The sequence below is a fragment of the Nocardioides sp. NPDC101246 genome (assembly GCF_044767415.1).
Classification (GTDB): domain Bacteria; phylum Actinomycetota; class Actinomycetes; order Propionibacteriales; family Nocardioidaceae; genus Nocardioides.
Genome location: NZ_JBIWNX010000012.1, coordinates 171611 through 188869, shown reverse-complemented (window position 1 = coordinate 188869; position 17259 = coordinate 171611). Strand labels below are relative to the sequence as shown.

Genomic DNA, 17259 nt, shown 5'->3' with positions numbered 1-17259 from the left:
GGAACGACACTAGGAGAATGGGAGACGGCAGTGAGCCAGGTACAGCACGGTCTCGAGGGCGTCGTGGCCTTCGAGACCCAGATCGCGGAGCCCGACAAAGAGGGTTCGGCCCTCCGTTACCGCGGGGTCGACATCGAGGACATCGTCGGACGGGTTCCGTTCGAGAACGTCTGGGGTCTGCTGATCGACGGCTCATACGGCCCCGGGCTGCCGCCCGCGGAGGCCTACAACCTGCCGGTGCACACCGGTGACGTGCGCGTCGACGTCCAGGCCGCAATCCCCATGCTCGCGCCCGCCTTCGGGTTCGGGCAGACCTACGACATCTCCGACGAGCAGGCCCGCGAGGACCTCGCCCGCGTGGCCGTCATGGTCCTCTCCTACGCCGGCCAGTCGGCCCGCTCCATCCACCTGCCGGTGGTGCCGCAGCGCGAGGTCGACAAGGGCAGCACCTTGGCCGAGAAGTTCCTGATCCGCTGGCGCGGCGAGGCCGACCCCGCCCACGCCCACGCGATCGACGCCTACTGGTCCTCGGCCGCCGAGCACGGCATGAACGCCTCCACCTTCACCGCCCGGGTGATCACCTCCACCGGCGCCGACGTGGCCGCGGCCTTCTCCGGCGCGATCGGCGCGATGAGCGGTCCGCTGCACGGCGGTGCCCCCTCGCGCGTGCTCGGCATGATCGAGGACGTCGAGAAGTCCGGCGACGCCGACGCCTATGTGAAGGGCCTGCTCGACTCCGGCGAGCGGCTGATGGGCTTCGGCCACCGCGTCTACCGCGCCGAGGACCCGCGTGCGCGCGTCCTGCGCCGCACCGCCCGCGAGCTCAACGCACCTCGCTTCGAGGTCGCCGAGGCCCTGGAGAAGGCCGCGCTGGCGGAGCTGCGGGCCCGTCGCCCCGACCGCGTTCTGGAGACCAACGTCGAGTTCTGGGCCGCGATCGTCCTCGACTTCGCCCAGATCCCGGCCAACATGTTCACCTCGATGTTCACATGCGCCCGCACCGGTGGCTGGTCCGCCCACATCCTCGAGCAGAAGAAGACCGGGCGGTTGATCCGTCCGAGCGCCATCTACACCGGTCCCTCCCCCCGCCCCGCCGACGCGGTCGAGGGCTGGAACGCCGACTGGGCGAAGTAGGCACACCCGGGTTGTGAAGTCGAGAGTGACCTATAGATCACTCTCGACTTCACAACCTCAGAGGCGCTTGGCCATGCAGACCACGAGGTCGTCGTCCTTGTAGTAGCCGAAGGGCTCGACGTCCACATAGCCGTAGGCGGCGTAGAGGCCGATGGCCTCGTGCTGGAGGCCGCCGGTGGTGAGGACCATGGCCTCGAAGCCGGCGCTGCGGGCCGAGGCCTCGACGTGGGCGAGCATCCGCTTGGCGAGGCCTTGGCCCTGGGCCTCGGGCACGACGTACATCCGCTTGATCTCGGCGGTCATCTCGGTCCCGAGAGCGGGCTCGCCGGAGCGTCGCCAGGCGCCGGAGGCGACCGGGACCTCGTCGAGGTAGGCCAGGAAGTAGGTGCCCGCGGGCGGCTCGAACATCTCCGGGACCGTCGGGTCGTAGTCGGGTTCGCCGTAGCGTTCCACGTAGAACTCCTGGACCCGGTCGACCAGCTTCTGGGCATCCGGGTGGTCGTACGCGACCCGGCGAATCTCAACAGACACGTCGGTATTCTGGCCGATGCCCGCAACTTGCGAGAATGGGTTTATGACGCTGCAGATCCCCGCCGACCTCCTGCCCGCCGACGGACGTTTCGGGTCCGGGCCGTCCAAGGTGCCCACCGGCCGCCTGGAGGCGCTCGCCGCGACCGGGGTGTCGGTGATGGGGACCTCTCACCGGCAGCAGCCGGTGAAGGATCTCGTCCGCCGCGTCCAGACCGGGCTGGCCGACCTGTTCTCGCTGCCGGAGGGCTACGAGGTCGTCATCGGCAACGGCGGGTCCGTGGCGTTCTTCGACCTGGTGACGTACGCCCTGGTGCGCGAGCGCAGCCAGCACGCCGTCTTCGGGGCGTTCGGCAAGAAGTTCCTCTCCGCGGCCGAGGCGGCGCCCTGGCTGGCCGATCCCTCGGTGATCTCGGCCGAGCCGGGGGCCCTGGCCGTGCCGACGCACGAGGCCGACGTCGATGTCTATGCCTGGACACACAACGAGACCTCGACGGGTGTGATGGCTCCGGTCGTACGTCCCGCCGGCGCGGGTGCGGACCAGCTCACCGTCGTCGACGCGACCTCGGCGGCCGGCGGGCTGCCGCTCGAGGTGGCCCAGAGCGACGTCTACTACTTCGCACCGCAGAAGTCGTTCGCCTCCGACGGCGGTCTGTGGCTGACCCTGCTCTCCCCCGCCGCGATCGCGCGGGCAGAGGAGATCGCGGCGAGCGGGCGGCACATCCCGTCGTTCTTCTCGCTGACCGAGGCGATCAAGCAGTCCCGCAGCGCGCAGACCGTCAACACCCCCTCCGTCGCGACGCTCTTCCTGATGGCCGAGCAGCTCGACTGGATGAACTCCTCCGGCGGGCTGGACGCGATGGTCGCCCGCACCACCGCCTCCTCCGACGCGCTCTACGCCTGGGCCGAGAAGGCGCCGTACGCCCGCCCGTTCGTCGAGGACCCCACCCATCGCTCCCTCGTCGTCGGCACCGTCGAGCTCGACGCCGGCATCGACAAGGACGAGCTGCGCCGCGTCCTCGCCGAGAACGGCGTCGTCGACCTCGACGCCTACCGCGGCATCGGCACCAACCAGCTCCGGATCGCGATGTACCCCTCCGTCGACGCCGCCGACATCGAGGCCCTCACCGCCTGCATCGACTGGGTCGTCGACCGCCTCTGATCCGCCGAGTCGGCGCATCCTGACGCACAACCCCGCCGAGTCGGCTCGTCATGACGAGCCGACTCGGCGTCAGCTGCGCTTGCGGAAGATGAAGTACGCAGCGACGGCGAGCGCCACCAGGGCGATCGGGCCGGCGGAACCGCCGTCGTCCTCACCCTCGCCTTCGCTCGCCGGCTCGGCCTCGTCCGGGGCGGGGTCGGCGGTCGGATCAGCCGTCGGGGACGGCTCCTCGCCGAGGACCTCGCTGATCAGCGCGGGGTCGACCCGGATCACCTCTGCCCGGATGCCCTCGCTGGTCACGACCACCTCGCCCTTCGAAGTGACCCCGATGGCCTCGCCCTGCTCCTGGTCGGGGGTCCGGAACGAGCCCACCCGGTCCATCGAGGGCCAGTCGTAGATCGTGGCGGAGTAGTAGCCGCGTACGACCAGGTGCTTGCCGTCGGGGAAGAAGGCGCCGTCGGTGGCCATCGGGATGACCGGGGCGACCTCCTTCAACCGGTTGGGACCGTTGGGATCGAGGCGCTTGGGGACCGCGTAGAGCCGCCCGCCACCCCAGTCCTTCGTGGCGACGAAGACGCGGCCGTCGGGGTGGGCCAGCAGGGACTCGGCGTTGTGCGGCCCGTCGGGATAGACGAGCTCGTAGACGGTCGGCGAGACCGTGCGCTCGCCCCGCCCGATGCGCACCTTCGCGATCCTGATCGAGTCCCAGACACTGTTGTTGTCGCCGATGTCGCCGACCCAGACGTGGTTGCCGCCGGCGGGCGCGAGGCCTTCGACGTCGACCGGGTCGGCGGCCCAGTGGGTCACGCCGACCGTGTCACCGCGCGAGTCGACGGTGAAGACGCGGCCGCTGTCCCCGGAGTCGTTGGTGGTGGCGTACAGGCCCTTGCCGAGCGGCGTCAGCGCGCTGGCCTCGCTGATGGTCGGGTCGGAGAAGGCGAAGAGCACGTCGTCGCCGGCCGCGCTCGCGGGCACGGACGTGATCAGCAGCAGTCCGAGCGCGCCCGCGGCGGCGACGACCGCTTTCATCGGTCGGCGAGCAGCTCGCCGAGCTTCGGACGTACGCCCCACTCAGCCACCAGCTCGTCGTACTCCTTCTTCACCGAGCCGCCCTTGACCGGCGAGCCGGTGCGGATCGCGCGAAGCATGGTGTTGCGCGGGGTGTGCTGGCTCTCCACGAACTGCACCACCTCGACGCGGTAGCCGGACAGACGCAGCAGGCTCGCGCGCAGCGCGTCGGTCAACGTGTCGGCGAAGCGCTCGCGGAGGATGCCGTGGCGGGTGAGCATGGAGTAGGGCGCCGGGGTCGGGGCCTTGCGGAGCTGGGCCGCGATGTCGTGGTGGCAGCACGGCGCGGCCAGCACCAGCGGGGTCTCCCACTCGATCGCGCGGGCGAGGGCATCGTCGGTGGCGGTGTCGCAGGCGTGCAGAGCGAGCACGACGTCGGGCTTCTCGGTGAGCTGTACGCCCTCGATCGTCCCGGCCACGAACTCGGCCTTCACTCCCAGCTCGGCAGCGATCTTCGAGTTGTGCTCCCGCGACTGCTCCTTGACGTCGACGCCGGTGACGACGACGGGGAGCTCGCGGACCTCGGTGAGGTAGCGCTGGGCCGCGAAGGTCAGGTAGCCGTTGCCGGCACCCAGGTCGATGATCCGCAGCGGGTCCTCGGCGCTCGGCGTGCGGACCTTGCCGGACTTCATCGCGTCGGTCAGGGCGGCATCGAGCTGGCGCAGGAACTCCTCGACCTGGCGGTACTTCGCCTGGCGCGACGGCTTCAGCTTCCCGTCCTTGTCCGAGAGCCCGAGCACCCGGAAGACCGGATCGGACTCCGGCAGCAGCCGTTCTTTCGCCTGGTCATGGCCTCGTTCGACCTCGACCGGCGCGGTCAGCTCCGTGGTCGAGACCAGCGCCGTCGTGGGCGACTTCGCCTGGATCTGGGTCTGCTCGGTCGCCGTCGTCACGATCCAGTTGGCGAACGGTTCGTCGAGGAGATCGTCCAGTGCCGAACTATCTCCGACGGGATGATTCGCGGTGAAAGCCTGAGTCGCGTCGTACGTCGTGATCTGCAGGTGGCGCCCGGCCTTCAGGTCGACGTAGCGGATCTCGGCGCGACGCCACTTCGGCGTGGTGCCACGCTGCTTGCCCGACGCGACCGCCTTGACCAGCTGCTCGGGATCGAGGATCACCGACCGCATTCGGTTCAGCGCCCGCAACAGCGGCTCGGACTCCCTGCTCATCCCAGCACCCCCGCGACGATGACGATCAGCAGAAGGGCGACCAGCGCGCCGGGAATGATCATTCGGCGATAACGCGGATTCACCGTCTCAGTCTAGGCGCGAGGCGTACGCCGACGCCCATCGTCGCCGTCGGCTCAGGTGTTGAGCAGGTCGACGAGCACTCGCAGGCGAGCAGCCTTGTGCTGCGGAAGGAGCCGCTTGTTCCGGGCCAGGGTCGCCTGCCCGTGCAGGGCACTCCACACCACCTCGGCGACCGTCTCCTTCGCTGCGTCGACCGGAAGCGCGGATACGGACGTCACGATCTCCTCGAAGGCCTGCTTCATGGTGTCGGGTGTCTCCTCGACCGCGAACGCCAGGGTGGTCGGGGCATCGAACATCAGTCCGTACGTCGCCGGCCACTCCTCCGCGAAGTCGAGATACGCCTCGGCGAGCCGGTTCATCACCTCACGAGGCGCCCGGGCACGTCCGCGCCTGGTCCGGATACGCTCCCCCAGCTCGTCGAACCCCTCGAGCGCGACGGCGGCGGCGATGCCGGCCTTGCCTTCGGGGAAGTGGCCGTAGAGCACCGGCTGGCTGTACTCGATGGCATCCGCCAGGCGGCGCACCGTCACCGCCTCCCAGCCGTCCGCCTCGGCCATCCGACGGGCAGTGCGCACGATGTTCCGAGCCCGGTCGGCCCGCTCCTGTGTCTGCCTCTGCTGGTTCACCACACCCCGAATCTAGCACTGCTAGACGGATCCATCACTCATGCCCTAGCATCGCTAGAAAATCTAGCAATGCTAACTCAGGAGCACGGAAATGCTGCACACCATCGGTCTCACCATCGTCTGGATCGTCGTCGTGATGATCGTCTACGTCGGCGTGATGTATCTGCTCAAGAACGAGCCGAACGGGAAGGGCTTCGGCATCCCGGTCCTGCCCGCCCCCGACGCCAGAGCCTGGTGGCAGGTCAAGGGTGCGCGTGACATCGGCACCGGACTTCTGCTGGTGCCGCTGATCTTCCTGGAGCCGGACGCGTTGCCCTGGGTCGTCCTCGTCGAGGCGATGATCCCGTTCAGCGACATGCTCATCATCCTCGGCGCCCACGGGAGCAAGGCGCGGGCGTTCGGAATCCACGGCCTGACCGCGGCGCTCATGCTCGTCGCGGTCGTCCTGCTCTGGGTGGGCTGAGACTAGACGCGGGAGGCGAAGAGCTCGGCGAGGTGCATGGTGGGCACCGAGGCGAGGTCGTCGAGCTGGACCCGGCAGGACATCCCATCGGCCAGCACGATCGCGTCGGGCTGGGATCGGACCGCGGGCAGCAGGTGGGTCTCCGCGACCGCGACCGACACCTCGTAGTGGCCCTCCTCGACCCCGAAGTTGCCGGCGAGGCCGCAGCAGCCGGAGACCTTGGTGACCTTCGCGCCGGCCTGCGTCAGCAGCGCCTCGTCGGCCGTCCAGCCGAGCACGGCGTGCTGGTGACAGTGCGGCTGCGCGACGACCTCGACGCCGGTCAGGTCGGGCAGCTTCACGCGGCCCTCGCCGACCAAGCGGGTGACCAGCTCGGCGAAGGTGAGCATCCCGTCGCGTACGACCTCGGCCTCCGGGAGCGCGGAGAGCTCCACCGAGTCCGACCGCAGCGTCGCGGTGCACGACGGCTCGAGCCCGACGACGGGGACACCAGAGGCGACATAGGGCGCGAGCGTACGAACCGTCTTCTCCATGATCGCGCGCGCGTCGTCGAGCTGGCCGGTGGTGATCCAGGTGAGCCCACAGCACGCCTTCTCGCCGATCACCCGCACCGTCAGACCCTGCGACTCGAGCCAGGCGAGCGCGCCGTGACCGGACTGGGCGAAGAAGTGGTCGGTGAAGGAGTCGGCCCAGATCCATACGTCCGGGGTCTCGGGGAGCTTCGCGGTCGGCGCCGACCGCTTCAGCGTCTTCGGCGCGAACGCGGGGATCGAGCGCCGCTGGTCGATGCCCGCGGTCTTCTTGGCGATCTTCGCCAACGGGCCGATCTTGAGCGACGCGTTGGCCATGCCCGTGAACGGCGCCGCGAGCCGCGCCCACTTCGGCAGCTGCCCGAGAAGGGCGTGCGAGCGCGGCCGCCGCTCCCCGAGGACGTCGTGCTTCTGGTAGAGCGCCTCGGACTTGTACGTCGCCATGTCGATGCCCGTGGGGCAGTCGGACGCACATCCCTTGCAGGCCAGGCACAGGTCGAGCGCCTCGCCCACCGCGGGGTCGCCGAGCCCGCCGACGAGCGACCCGTCGAGCGCCTCCTGCAGCACGCGCGCGCGTCCACGAGTGGCGTCCTTCTCCTCGCGCGTGGCGAGATAGGAGGGGCACATCACCCCGACGGTCTTCGGCGCGACGCACTTGCCCACGCCGGTGCAGCGGTGCACGGCCGCACCCAGGTCACCGTGATCATGGATGAGCCGCAGCCCGGTCCGGGGAAGGGCACGAGGCCGCACCGGACGCAGGTCGTCGGTGATCGACGCGGGCCGCACGATGTTGCCCGGGTTGAGCAGCTCCGAGGGGTCACAGATGCCCTTGACCTGCTCGAAGAGGTCGATGGAGGTCGAGTCGTACATGAGAGGAAGCAGCTCCGAGCGCACCCGTCCGTCACCGTGCTCGCCCGAGAGCGAGCCGCCGTACGTCACCAGCCGAGAAGCGCATGCGGTCATGAACTCCCGGAACACCTGCGCCGACTCCGGCGAGTCCGGGGCGAAGGGGAAGTCGATGCGGCAGTGGATGCAGCCGTCGCCGAAGTGACCGTAGGGATAACCGTGCAGCCCGAAGTCCGACAGGATCCCTTCGAAGTCGCGCAGCCAGGCACCGAGGTGCTCCGGCGGGACCGCGGCGTCCTCCCAGCCGGAGTGGGCCGGCGTGGGCAGCGAGACACCGGCGAGACCGGCGCCGTCCTCGCGGATCCGCCACAGGGCGGCCGCCTCCAGAGGATCGACGACCACCCGCGACTCGAGCGCACCCGACTCCGCGGCGAGACGTTGCACCAGGTCAGGAGCGTCCTGACCGGCGACCTCGACCATCAGCCAGCCGGCTCCCTTGGGGAGATCCGGCACCGCGCGGCCCTTGGCGCGCACCAGGTCGGCGATCCGGGCGTCCATCCCCTCGCAGGCGATCAGCCGCCCCGGCGCCACCTGCAGGAGCGAAGGCACCGCGTCGGCGGCCTCCACCATCGTCGGGTAGCCGAGCACGAGCAGCAGCCGCCCGGGTGAGTCCTCGACGAGCCGTACGGTCGTCTCCAGGACGGTCGCCAGGGTGCCCTCGGTGCCGGCCAGGAACCGGTCGACCCGCCCGCCCTTCTCGGGCAGCAGGTGCTCGAGCGAGTAGCCCGAGACCTGACGGCCGAAGCGGCCGAACTCGGTGCGCACGTGGGCCAGGTGAGAACCCACGAGCGCCTGAAGCCGCTCCGCGGTCTCCCCCGAGGAGACTCCGTCCGCGTAGGCCGCCTGCTCGCCGTTGCCGAAGAGCACGGTCAGCGCTTCGATGTTGTCGACCGTGCGGCCATAGCCCAGCGCACGGTTGCCGCAGGCGTTGTTGCCGATCATCCCGCCGATGGTGCAGCGGGTGTGGGTGGACGGGTCCGGCCCGAACCGCAGCCCGTGCGGGGCGGCGGCCCGCTGCAGGTCGGCATGGATGACACCCGGGTCGATCCGCGCGGTCCGCGCCTCCGGGTCGATCTCGTAGATGGTCCGCAGGTCCCGGGTGTCCACGACGATCCCGGACCCGACGGCGTTGCCCGCGATCGAGGTGCCCGCACCTCGCATCGTCACCGGCGCCCCGGTCGCACGGGACACCGCGTGCACGGCGAGCAGCTCGTCGCGGGACTGCGGCCGTACGACGACCGAGGGCACGACCCGGTAGAGGCTCGCGTCGCTGGAGTAGAGCGCCCGGGCCAGCGGCGAGTCGTCGACCCGGCTGATCCCCTGGTTGCGCAGCTCATTCGCCAGATCCGAGGCAGTCGCATTCACCCGCTCATTGTCACAGACCGGCAGGTCGCCACCGCCCAGCGCCCATCGCAGGCGACCACAACCCGAACCCGTCTCACCAACCGATATCGGACTCTCATATAATGGGACAGCCCGCGAGAGTCGGGCACTTCCAGACCTCGGAGAGAGACCATGTCCGCCACCCCCGCACCGGCCAACCCGCGCTCCCGCGTGCTCGTCGCCAGTCTCATCGGCACGACGATCGAGTTCTACGACTTCTACGCGTACGCGACCGCAGCCGTCCTCGTGTTCCCCGCCCTCTTCTTCCCGGCCGGAGACCCGACCACCGCGCTCCTGGCGAGCTTCGCCGTCTTCGGCGCGGCGATGGTCGCCCGCCCGATCGGCGCGATCTTCTTCGGTCACCTCGGCGACCGTCTCGGCCGCAAGACGACGCTGGTGATCTCGCTGCTCACGATGGGCATCGCGACCTTCCTGATCGGTGCGCTCCCGACGTACGAGACCGTCGGCTGGGTCGCCACCGCGCTGCTCGTGCTGATGCGCCTGGCCCAGGGCTTCGCGCTCGGCGGCGAGTGGAGCGGTGCCGCCCTGGTCGCGACCGAGAACGCCCCCGAGGGCAAGCGCGCGATCTTCGGTACGTTCCCGCAGCTCGGCGCGCCGCTGGGCTTCATCCTCTCCAACGGCCTGTTCCTGGCGATCGCGGCGCTGCTCTCCGCCGAGGGCGCCGACCCGACCAAGCCGTCGGACGCCTTCCTGGCGTGGGGCTGGCGAGTGCCGTTCCTCTTCTCCGCGGTCATGGTCATCGTCGGCCTGTGGGTCCGGCTGCGTCTGGTCGAGAGCGACGTCTTCACCAAGAGCCAGGATGCCGGCCTGGTCCGCAAGGTTCCGCTCGCCTCGGTCGTGCGCAACCAGGGCAAGCAGCTGATCCTCGGCACCTTCTTCATGCTGGCGACGTACGTCCTCTTCTACCTGATGACCGCGTTCTCGCTGTCGTTCGGCACCGCCGCCACGGACCTCCCGGTGCCCGGCCTGGGCTACGGCTACACGACCTTCGTGCTGATGCTGATCTTCGGCGTCATCTTCTTCGGCATCTTCACGATGGTCTCGGGGCCGCTGGCCGAGCGCTTCGGCCGCCGCCGGCTGCTGATCGCGGTCACCCTCGGGATCATCGTCTTCGGCCTGGCCTGGGTGCCGCTGGTCAACGCCGGCACCGTCGGCGTGATCCTCTGGCTGGTCCTCGGCTTCTCCCTGATGGGACTCACCTTCGGCCCGATGGGCGCGCTGCTGCCGGAGCTGTTCCCGACCAGCGTGCGCTACACCGGCTCCGGCATCTCCTACAACGTCGCCTCGATCCTCGGCGCCGCGGTGGCGCCGTTCATCGCGGTCGCGCTGTGGAAGCAGGCCGACGGCTCGCCCGTCCTGGTCGGCGTCTACCTCTCCGTGATGGCCGTGATCACCCTGATCTCGCTGCTGATCGGCAAGGAGACCAAGGACGTGGCGCTCGAGGAGACCCCGGAGAAGGCCACCGTCTGACCGTCTAACCTGGCGAGGGTGACCGTCAGGATCATCTCCGCCACAGACGTACGCAGCATCTTCACGCCCCGCCTCGCGCTGGAGTCCCAGCGCGAGGCGTTCACTCGACTCGGAGCCGGGGAGGCCGTCCAGCCTCCCCGGCTGCTCGTCCCGGGGCCGGGCTCGTCGGTCTCCTTCTGCTACTCCTCCCGGATCGCCCGCGACGCCCCCGCGGTGAGCAAGTTCGGCAGCGTCAACCCGGCCAACGCCGCCCGCGGCCTGGGTGCCGTGCACTCGGTCATCACGGTCCTCGACGCCGAGACCGGCGCACCGCGCGCGATCATCAACGGCGACAGCGTCACCGAGCTGCGCACCTCGGCCGCGACCACGCTCGCGATGCAGCAGCTGGCGCCGTCCGCCGGGACCGTTCTCGTCGTCGGCACCGGCGCCCAGGCCCGGGCCCACCTCGCGGCCTTCGCCGTGACCCACCCCGACGCCGAGCTCCGGCTCTTCGGCCGGAACCCGTCCGCCGCCGCCGAGATCGCCGCCGAGCACGGTGCCGCTGCGCAGTCAGACCTGGAACAGGCCGTACGCAGCGCCGACATCGTCGTCCTCTGCACCTCGTCGCTCACCCCGGTGATCGAGGATGCCTGGGTCACCGACGGCACCACCGTGGCCAGCGTCGGCTCCTTCGCCCCCGACCGCGTCGAGCTGCCACCGTCGCTGTTGGGACGCGCCACGGTCGTCGTCGACCACCGGCCGTCGGCCTTGACCGACTCCGGGCCGGTCGTCGACGCCGTCGCCTCCGGGGCAGTCGACCCGGACCAGATCGTCGACCTCGGCGCCGTCCTGACCGGCGCAGCCACCCTCGACCGCGCGCGAACCGACGTCACCGCCTACCTCTCCGTGGGCGTCGGCGTACAGGACGCCGCAGCGGCAGCGATGATCCTCGCCGCGGCCGAAGAGCGGGCCGTCGGCGCCCGCATCGATCTCGACCAGTAGCCATGACCCGCAGTCCGATCCCGGCCCTGCCGAGTCGGCGCAAACTGACCAAGATCCCTGCCGAGTCGGCTCGTCATGACGCGCCGACTCGACACGGATCTTGGTCAGGACGAGCCGACTCGGCAGCTAAGCCGTTGCTTCGGCGGCCAACGCGGCCTTCACCACATCGAGCAGCGGCAGCGTCGCCAGCTCCTCACGGGTCACCCAACGTACGTCGTCGGTGGTGCCGTTCTGCTCGACCACCGTGGGGCTCGCGCCGTCGGCGACCGTCGCGGCGAAGATCAGGTGGACGCCGTGGAACTCCTCGTGACGACCGCTGGGGGCCGTGCCGGTGATGTTCACGTCGTGCACGTCGAGCACAGCGCCGACCTCGCAGGTGAGGCCACACTCCTCGACGACCTCGCGCTTCAGCGCCTCGCGCGGCTGCTCGCCGAAGTCGACCCCGCCGCCAGGCAGCGTCCAGGTGCCCGAGTGGTAGCCGAGCGGCGAGATCCGGGTGAGCAGGATCGCGTCGTCGGAGGGGCGGGTGATGAGCGCGTACGCGGCCAGCCGCTGCATCCGCGACGGCTTGTGCACCTCGAGGGCGTCGGTGACCAGCGGAGACGTCGGGATCTCGCCGCTCGTCACCGCAGCCAGGGGCAGCCAGGCCGCCTCCGCGGTGGACCCGTCGACCTCCATCGTCTGCGGTTCGGGAGCGTCGTGGGGCACCCAGCCGTCGTAGACGATCCGGATCGCGTGCGAGTTGACCCGCCGACCCAGCCGCCAGGCCTTGGCCTGGTGGACGGAGTAGACCCGTGCCTCGACGCCGACCTCGACCGGCACCCCGGCCTCCTCGTAGACCTCGCGCACGACCGCGTCGCGCGGGTCCTCGCCGTGGTCGATCCCACCGCCGGGCAGCGTCCACCGCTCCTCCGGCGTGACCTTCTCGGAGAGCCGACTGAGCAGGATCTCCGGCTCGGCGGCCGCACCGGCCCGGATGATGACGGCGTACGCCCCCACCCGCTGCACCTTCGGAAGCTTGCGTCGCCGCCCACCGCGGCCCCGATTCCGCGTCGCCATCAGCTGAACGGGGGTCGGGAGTCGAGAGCCAACGAGCGGCGACCGGCCCAGCGCCACACCTTGGCAGCCCGGTCACGGTCCTCGTCGGTGACCAGGTTGCCCATCCACCGCAGGGCCAGCGTCATCAGCCAGTCGGAGCGCATTCCCGCAGGTCCGAGGGTGGATACCAGCTTGGGGCGGGTCGCGACCCCGGCCAGACGGCGGGCGATCGAGAACGCCTCGCCGTAGTGCTCGCGCAGCGTCGCCGGCCAGGCGGTGGCCAGATCCTCGCCCGCGATCAGCGCGTCGGCGACCATCCGCCCGGTCTCCAGGCCGTAGTCGATCCCCTCGCCGTTGAGCGGGTTCACGCACCCGGCGGCATCGCCGATCAGCGCCCAGTTGGCGCCGGCGACACCGGAGACCGCACCACCCATCGGCAGCAGCGCGGACTTCTCCGCCCGCAGCTCGCCCGTGAGCCCGAACTCCTCGCGGCACTGCTCGGTGTAGTGCCGCATCAGCGGCTTGATCGCGACGTCCGCCGGCCGCTTCGAGGTGGCCAGCGCACCGGCACCGATGTTCACCTCGCCCGAACCGAGCGGGAAGATCCAGCCGTATCCCGGCAGCGCCTCACCGGACTCGTCACGCAGCTCCAGGTGGGAGGAGATCCACTCGTCATCGGCCTGGTCCGAGGAGATGTAGGCGCGCCCGGCGACGCCGTAGACGGTGTCGCGGTGCCACTCCCGGCCCAGCACCTTGCCGAGCGGCGAGCGCACGCCGTCGGCGACCACGACCGACCGGCAGGTGACCTCATGGCCACCTTCGAAGACGACCGCCGCGATCCGGTCCCCGTCCCGTCGCACGTCCACCGCGCGCACACCGTCGACGGCGGTCGCGCCGGACTTGATCGCCACCGTGCGCAGGTGGTCGTCGAGCTCGGTCCGCGGCACCGCAGACCCCCACGACGGCAGCGTGCCGCCGGGCCAGGGCAGGTGCAGCGTTTGCCCGAAACCGTGCGCCCGGAGGCCCTTCGAGACCGGGTGCGCACGCAGCCAGTCCTCCAGCCCGAGCCGGACCAGCTCGTGGGTCGCGCGCGGGGTCAGCCCGTCACCGCAGGTCTTGTCACGCGGGAAGACGGCCGCGTCGGTCAGCAGGACATCGACCCCGGCGCGCGCCAGCCAGGCCGCCGCGGCCGAGCCCGCGGGCCCTGCCCCCACGACGAGCACGTCAGCTGACTGCGGAAGGGACGAGGTCATGCTCATATCTTCCCAGAACCGTCCTACGGCCCGCGAAAGAACCCTCACCTCTGGCCGAAGCGAGCCTCTGCTAACTTATTGCAAGTTCTTCGCATTAGTCCTGAAGCAGCCTCGGAAGGCCCCCACGTGCACGACCCTCTCGGCGTACGTCGCCGCCGCCGGCGCGCCGTCGTCTGGCTCCTGGGCCTCCTCGCCGCCGCCGTGGTGACGGTCGTGGTCGCCGTCGGGCTGGGCGCTGCGTACGTGAGCCCCGGGACGGTCGCCCAGATCCTCGGCCACCACCTCCTCGGCCTACCCGAGGCCGGCTGGAGGGCCACCGAGGAGGCGATCGTGTGGAAGGTACGCCTCCCCCGCGTGCTCCTCGGCGCCCTCGTCGGAGCAGGCCTGGCCGTCACCGGCATGACGCTGCAGGCGATGGTCCGCAACGTGCTCGCCGACCCCTACCTGCTCGGGATCAACTCCGGCGCCTCCAGCGGAGCCGCGGCGGCGATCCTCTTCGGCGCGGGCACGGGCCTGGGGGCGTACGCCCTGCCCGGCTCCGCCTTCCTCGGCGCCCTCGCGGCGTCGTTCCTGGTGTTCGCCCTTGCCCGCAGCGGCGGCCGGGTCACCTCGCTGCGACTGCTGCTCTCCGGTGTCGCGGTCGGCTACCTGCTCTACGGCCTGACCAGCTTCCTGATCTTCGCCTCGGGCTCTGCCGAGGGTGCGCGATCGGTGATGTTCTGGCTGCTCGGCTCGCTCGGCCTGGCCCAGTGGAACGGCCTGCTCGCCGTCGTGGCCGTCGCAGTGCTCGCCACCATCACCCTGCTGACCCTGTCCGGTCGCGGTCTCGACGCGCTCGCGATCGGCGACGAGACCGCCCACACCCTCGGCATCTCCCCCGACCGCTTCCGCACCCTGCTGCTGATCGTGGTGGCCCTGACCGTGGGCGTCGTCGTCTCCGCCGCCGGCAGCATCGGCTTCGTCGGCCTCGTCGTGCCTCACCTCGCCCGCCGCGCGGTCGGCTCCGCCCACTCCGTGGCGATCCCGGCCGCCGCCCTCATGGGCGCGATCCTGCTGGTCTGGGCCGACGTGCTCGCCCGCGTGCTCCTCCAGCCCCAGGAGATCCCGATCGGGATCGTCACCGCGCTCCTGGGCGCCCCGTTCCTCATCGTCCTCATCCGGCGCTTCTCCGCGCGCGACGTCTGACCCGTCAGGAGCCACGAATGATCCGCCCCATGCTCGCCACCGCCGCCCTCGTGCTGGCCACGACCACCGCCTGCGGCACCGACGCCGCCGGTGATGAGGCCACCACGGACGGCTTCCCGGTCACCATCGAGAACTGCGGCGCCGAGGTCACCTTCGAGGCTCCGCCGGAGCGCGTCGTGATGCTGAAGAGCTCCGCCGTCCCCTATCTGCACGCGCTCGGCGTGATGGACCAGGTCGTGGCCAGGGCCGGCGAGTACCCCGCCGACTACTACGACACCGAGACCCAGGCAGAGCTCGACGACATCCCGCTGCTCACCGACGAGATGGACACCAGCGGCCACCTGCAGATCTCCAAGGAGATCGTCATCGCCGAGGAGCCCGACCTGGTCCTGGGCGAGGTCGACAACCTCTCTCGCGACACCCTCGACGCCGTCGACATCGATCTCCTCGAGGAGCCGGCGATGTGCCCCGAGGGCGTCGACGACCCCGGTTTCGATGACGTCTACAGCCAGCTGGAGGCCTACGGGAAGGTCTTCGACCGCGAGGACGAAGCCGCCCAGGCTGTCGCTGACCTGCGCAAACGCGTGACCGAGCTGGAGAAGGAGAAGGTCGGCGAGGGACGTACGGCCGCCGTGCTCTACCCCACCGTCGGCGGCGGCGTCACCTACGCCTACGGCACCAGGTCGATGGCCCATCCGCAGCTGGAGGCGGCCGGGTTCGAGGACGTCTTCGCCGACGTCGACGAGCGCGTCTTCGAGGTCTCGACCGAGGATCTCCTCGAGCGCGACCCCGACGTGATCATCCTGCTCCACAACGCCGGCGACCCGAAGGAGGTCGAGGAGTCGATCACCCAGCTCGCCGGCGCCGAGGACCTCACCGCGGTCAGGAACGGCGACGTGATGGCGCAGCTGTTCAACTTCACCGAGCCGCCATCGGCCCTCTCCGTCGACGGTCTCGAGCGGATCATCGACAGGTTCGGCCGGTGATCGAGGCGACGGGCCTGTCCTGGACGTACGCCACCACGACGATCCTCGAGGACGTCGACGTCGCCTCCCACGAGGGCCGGGTGCTCGGCCTGATCGGCCCGAACGGCAGCGGCAAGACCACCCTGCTCCGGCTGCTCTACGGCGCCCTCCGCGGCGGCGGCACCGTCGAGATCGACGGCGACGACCTCGCCACGCTCCCCGCCAAGCATGTCGCCCGGCGCCTGGCCGTCGTCGTCCAGGAGTCCGGCACGGACACGACTCTGACCGCCGGCGAGATGGTCCTTCTAGGACGTACGCCTCATCTGTCCGCCTTCGCCAGGGCTGGTGACCACGACCTGGCGATCGCGGCGGAGTGCCTGGAGCGGGTCGGCGGGACCCACCTCGGGCCGCGCTCCTTCGCCGCTCTCTCCGGGGGCGAGCGGCAGCGGGTGCTCATCGCCCGGGCGCTGGCGCAGGAGGCGACCCACCTGCTCCTCGACGAGCCGACCAACCACCTCGACATCCGCTACCAGCACGAGATCCTGTCCCTGGTGCGGAAGCTCGGGACGACGGCGATCGTCGTGCTCCACGACCTCAACCTGGCAGCTCGCTACTGCGACGACCTGGTGCTGCTCGACCGGCGCCGCGTCGCCGCGCGCGGCACCGTCGACGAAGTGCTCCGCCCCGAGATCCTGGAGCCGGTCTACGACATCGGCATCGAGCGGCTCGAGCTGCGCGAGGAGATCCACCTCCTCTTCCGCCCCGCGAACTGACCCCGCCTCAGAGCTCCGGGTCGGCCTCGACCCTGGTCTCGGGTGCGGCCTCGTCGTCCGGGTCGACGCCGGGAAGGTGCGCCTCCCAGAGCTCGACCTCCATCACGTAGAGCCGCAGCGACGCCTCGCCGCGCAGCTGCTCCGGCTTGAACGCCCGAGCCGTCCCGACCAGCCGGTGGAACGCCACCTCGCAGCGTTTCTCGAGCTCGAAGTCGGGCACCTGGCGCGCCATCCCGGTGACGTACGCAGCACTCGCCCCCGACCCCGGCAGCACCGAGGAGTCGAAGATGACTCCGGCCACGCGCGGGTCGCGGACGATGTTGCGGGAGTGCTGCGCATCGGGCGCCGAGACCCAGTAGAGGTCTCGATAGCCGTCGTGGGAGAAGTAGACCGGCGAGGTACGCGGGCGCCCGTCGGGATCCGAGGTCGCCAGCACCAGGTAGGCGACCTCGTCGACGATCCCGCGGACGTGTCTGTCCAGATCAGCTGCCATACCCCAGAGGGTAAACAATTTTCCCAGCGG

The 17259-nt window shown here is 70.4% G+C and carries 16 protein-coding genes; 8 read left to right on the top strand and 8 right to left on the bottom strand.

The window, feature by feature from the left end; translation table 11 throughout:
- Positions 1 to 30: 30 nt before the first annotated feature.
- Entirely contained in the window at positions 31 to 1134 is a 1104-nt protein-coding gene (locus ACIRON_RS21995; protein WP_402995469.1) for a citrate synthase 2, read from the top strand.
- A gap of 57 nt (positions 1135 to 1191) precedes the next feature.
- Here the strand turns inward: ACIRON_RS21995 and ACIRON_RS21990 are convergent, their stop codons facing one another.
- Positions 1192 to 1665: a GNAT family N-acetyltransferase gene (locus ACIRON_RS21990; RefSeq protein WP_402995467.1), complete on the bottom strand. Its 474-nt coding sequence runs from the start codon at positions 1663 to 1665 to the stop codon at positions 1192 to 1194.
- A 43-nt stretch (positions 1666 to 1708) separates the two neighbouring features.
- Here ACIRON_RS21990 and serC point away from each other — a divergent pair, with 43 nt between their 5' ends.
- On the top strand, positions 1709 to 2824 hold the full coding sequence (gene serC / locus ACIRON_RS21985; RefSeq protein ID WP_402995465.1) for a phosphoserine transaminase: 1116 nt from the start codon (positions 1709 to 1711) through the stop codon (positions 2822 to 2824).
- 69 nt (positions 2825 to 2893) lie between these two features.
- Here the strand turns inward: serC and ACIRON_RS21980 are convergent, their stop codons facing one another.
- The 3 genes from ACIRON_RS21980 to ACIRON_RS21970 all read right to left on the bottom strand — a co-directional run bounded on the left by ACIRON_RS21980 (position 2894) and on the right by ACIRON_RS21970 (position 5717).
- Positions 2894 to 3853 carry a hypothetical protein gene (locus ACIRON_RS21980; protein WP_402995463.1) on the bottom strand — a complete coding sequence of 320 codons (960 nt, stop codon included), beginning with the start codon at positions 3851 to 3853 and terminating at the stop codon, positions 2894 to 2896.
- Entirely contained in the window at positions 3850 to 5061 is a 1212-nt protein-coding gene (locus tag ACIRON_RS21975; RefSeq protein ID WP_402995461.1) for a class I SAM-dependent methyltransferase, read from the bottom strand. Before ACIRON_RS21975 ends, ACIRON_RS21980 begins: the two co-directional genes overlap by 4 nt.
- Positions 5062 to 5195: 134 nt before the next feature.
- Positions 5196 to 5717, bottom strand: a complete 522-nt coding sequence (locus ACIRON_RS21970; RefSeq protein ID WP_402995459.1) for a TetR/AcrR family transcriptional regulator — start codon at positions 5715 to 5717, stop codon at positions 5196 to 5198.
- A gap of 142 nt (positions 5718 to 5859) precedes the next feature.
- On the opposite strand from ACIRON_RS21970, the gene ACIRON_RS21965 reads away from it, so the two are divergent.
- Positions 5860 to 6231: a DUF4267 domain-containing protein gene (locus ACIRON_RS21965; protein ID WP_402995457.1), complete on the top strand. Its 372-nt coding sequence runs from the start codon at positions 5860 to 5862 to the stop codon at positions 6229 to 6231.
- Between the two features lie 2 nt (positions 6232 to 6233).
- On the opposite strand, the gene ACIRON_RS21960 is transcribed toward ACIRON_RS21965, so the two are convergent.
- Positions 6234 to 9032 carry an FAD-binding and (Fe-S)-binding domain-containing protein gene (locus ACIRON_RS21960; protein WP_402995455.1) on the bottom strand — a complete coding sequence of 933 codons (2799 nt, stop codon included), beginning with the start codon at positions 9030 to 9032 and terminating at the stop codon, positions 6234 to 6236.
- A 150-nt stretch (positions 9033 to 9182) separates the two neighbouring features.
- On the opposite strand from ACIRON_RS21960, the gene ACIRON_RS21955 reads away from it, so the two are divergent.
- Both ACIRON_RS21955 and ACIRON_RS21950 read left to right on the top strand, forming a co-directional pair.
- Positions 9183 to 10541: an MFS transporter gene (locus ACIRON_RS21955; RefSeq protein ID WP_091042709.1), complete on the top strand. Its 1359-nt coding sequence runs from the start codon at positions 9183 to 9185 to the stop codon at positions 10539 to 10541.
- A gap of 18 nt (positions 10542 to 10559) precedes the next feature.
- Positions 10560 to 11522 carry an ornithine cyclodeaminase family protein gene (locus ACIRON_RS21950; protein WP_402995452.1) on the top strand — a complete coding sequence of 321 codons (963 nt, stop codon included), beginning with the start codon at positions 10560 to 10562 and terminating at the stop codon, positions 11520 to 11522.
- Positions 11523 to 11648: 126 nt separating this feature from the next.
- On the opposite strand, the gene ACIRON_RS21945 is transcribed toward ACIRON_RS21950, so the two are convergent.
- Positions 11649 to 12581, bottom strand: a complete 933-nt coding sequence (locus ACIRON_RS21945; protein WP_402995450.1) for an NUDIX domain-containing protein — start codon at positions 12579 to 12581, stop codon at positions 11649 to 11651.
- Complete coding sequence (locus ACIRON_RS21940) at positions 12581 to 13813, bottom strand: geranylgeranyl reductase family protein (protein WP_402995448.1); 1233 nt, start codon at positions 13811 to 13813, stop codon at positions 12581 to 12583. Before ACIRON_RS21940 ends, ACIRON_RS21945 begins: the two co-directional genes overlap by 1 nt.
- A gap of 126 nt (positions 13814 to 13939) precedes the next feature.
- On the opposite strand from ACIRON_RS21940, the gene ACIRON_RS21935 reads away from it, so the two are divergent.
- Genes ACIRON_RS21935 through ACIRON_RS21925 form a run of 3 tightly spaced genes read left to right on the top strand, consistent with a single transcriptional unit; the run spans position 13940 to position 16736 of the window.
- On the top strand, positions 13940 to 14998 hold the full coding sequence (locus ACIRON_RS21935) for a FecCD family ABC transporter permease (protein ID WP_402995446.1): 1059 nt from the start codon (positions 13940 to 13942) through the stop codon (positions 14996 to 14998).
- Between the two features lie 17 nt (positions 14999 to 15015).
- Positions 15016 to 15984, top strand: a complete 969-nt coding sequence (locus ACIRON_RS21930) for an ABC transporter substrate-binding protein (RefSeq protein ID WP_402995444.1) — start codon at positions 15016 to 15018, stop codon at positions 15982 to 15984.
- Positions 15981 to 16736: an ABC transporter ATP-binding protein gene (locus ACIRON_RS21925; protein WP_402995442.1), complete on the top strand. Its 756-nt coding sequence runs from the start codon at positions 15981 to 15983 to the stop codon at positions 16734 to 16736. The genes ACIRON_RS21930 and ACIRON_RS21925 overlap by 4 nt, the downstream gene beginning before the upstream one ends.
- Positions 16737 to 16743: 7 nt before the next feature.
- Here the strand turns inward: ACIRON_RS21925 and ACIRON_RS21920 are convergent, their stop codons facing one another.
- A complete protein-coding gene (locus ACIRON_RS21920; protein WP_091042725.1) occupies positions 16744 to 17229 on the bottom strand; it encodes a pyridoxamine 5'-phosphate oxidase family protein in 486 nt (161 codons plus the stop codon).
- Positions 17230 to 17259 lie beyond the last annotated feature (30 nt).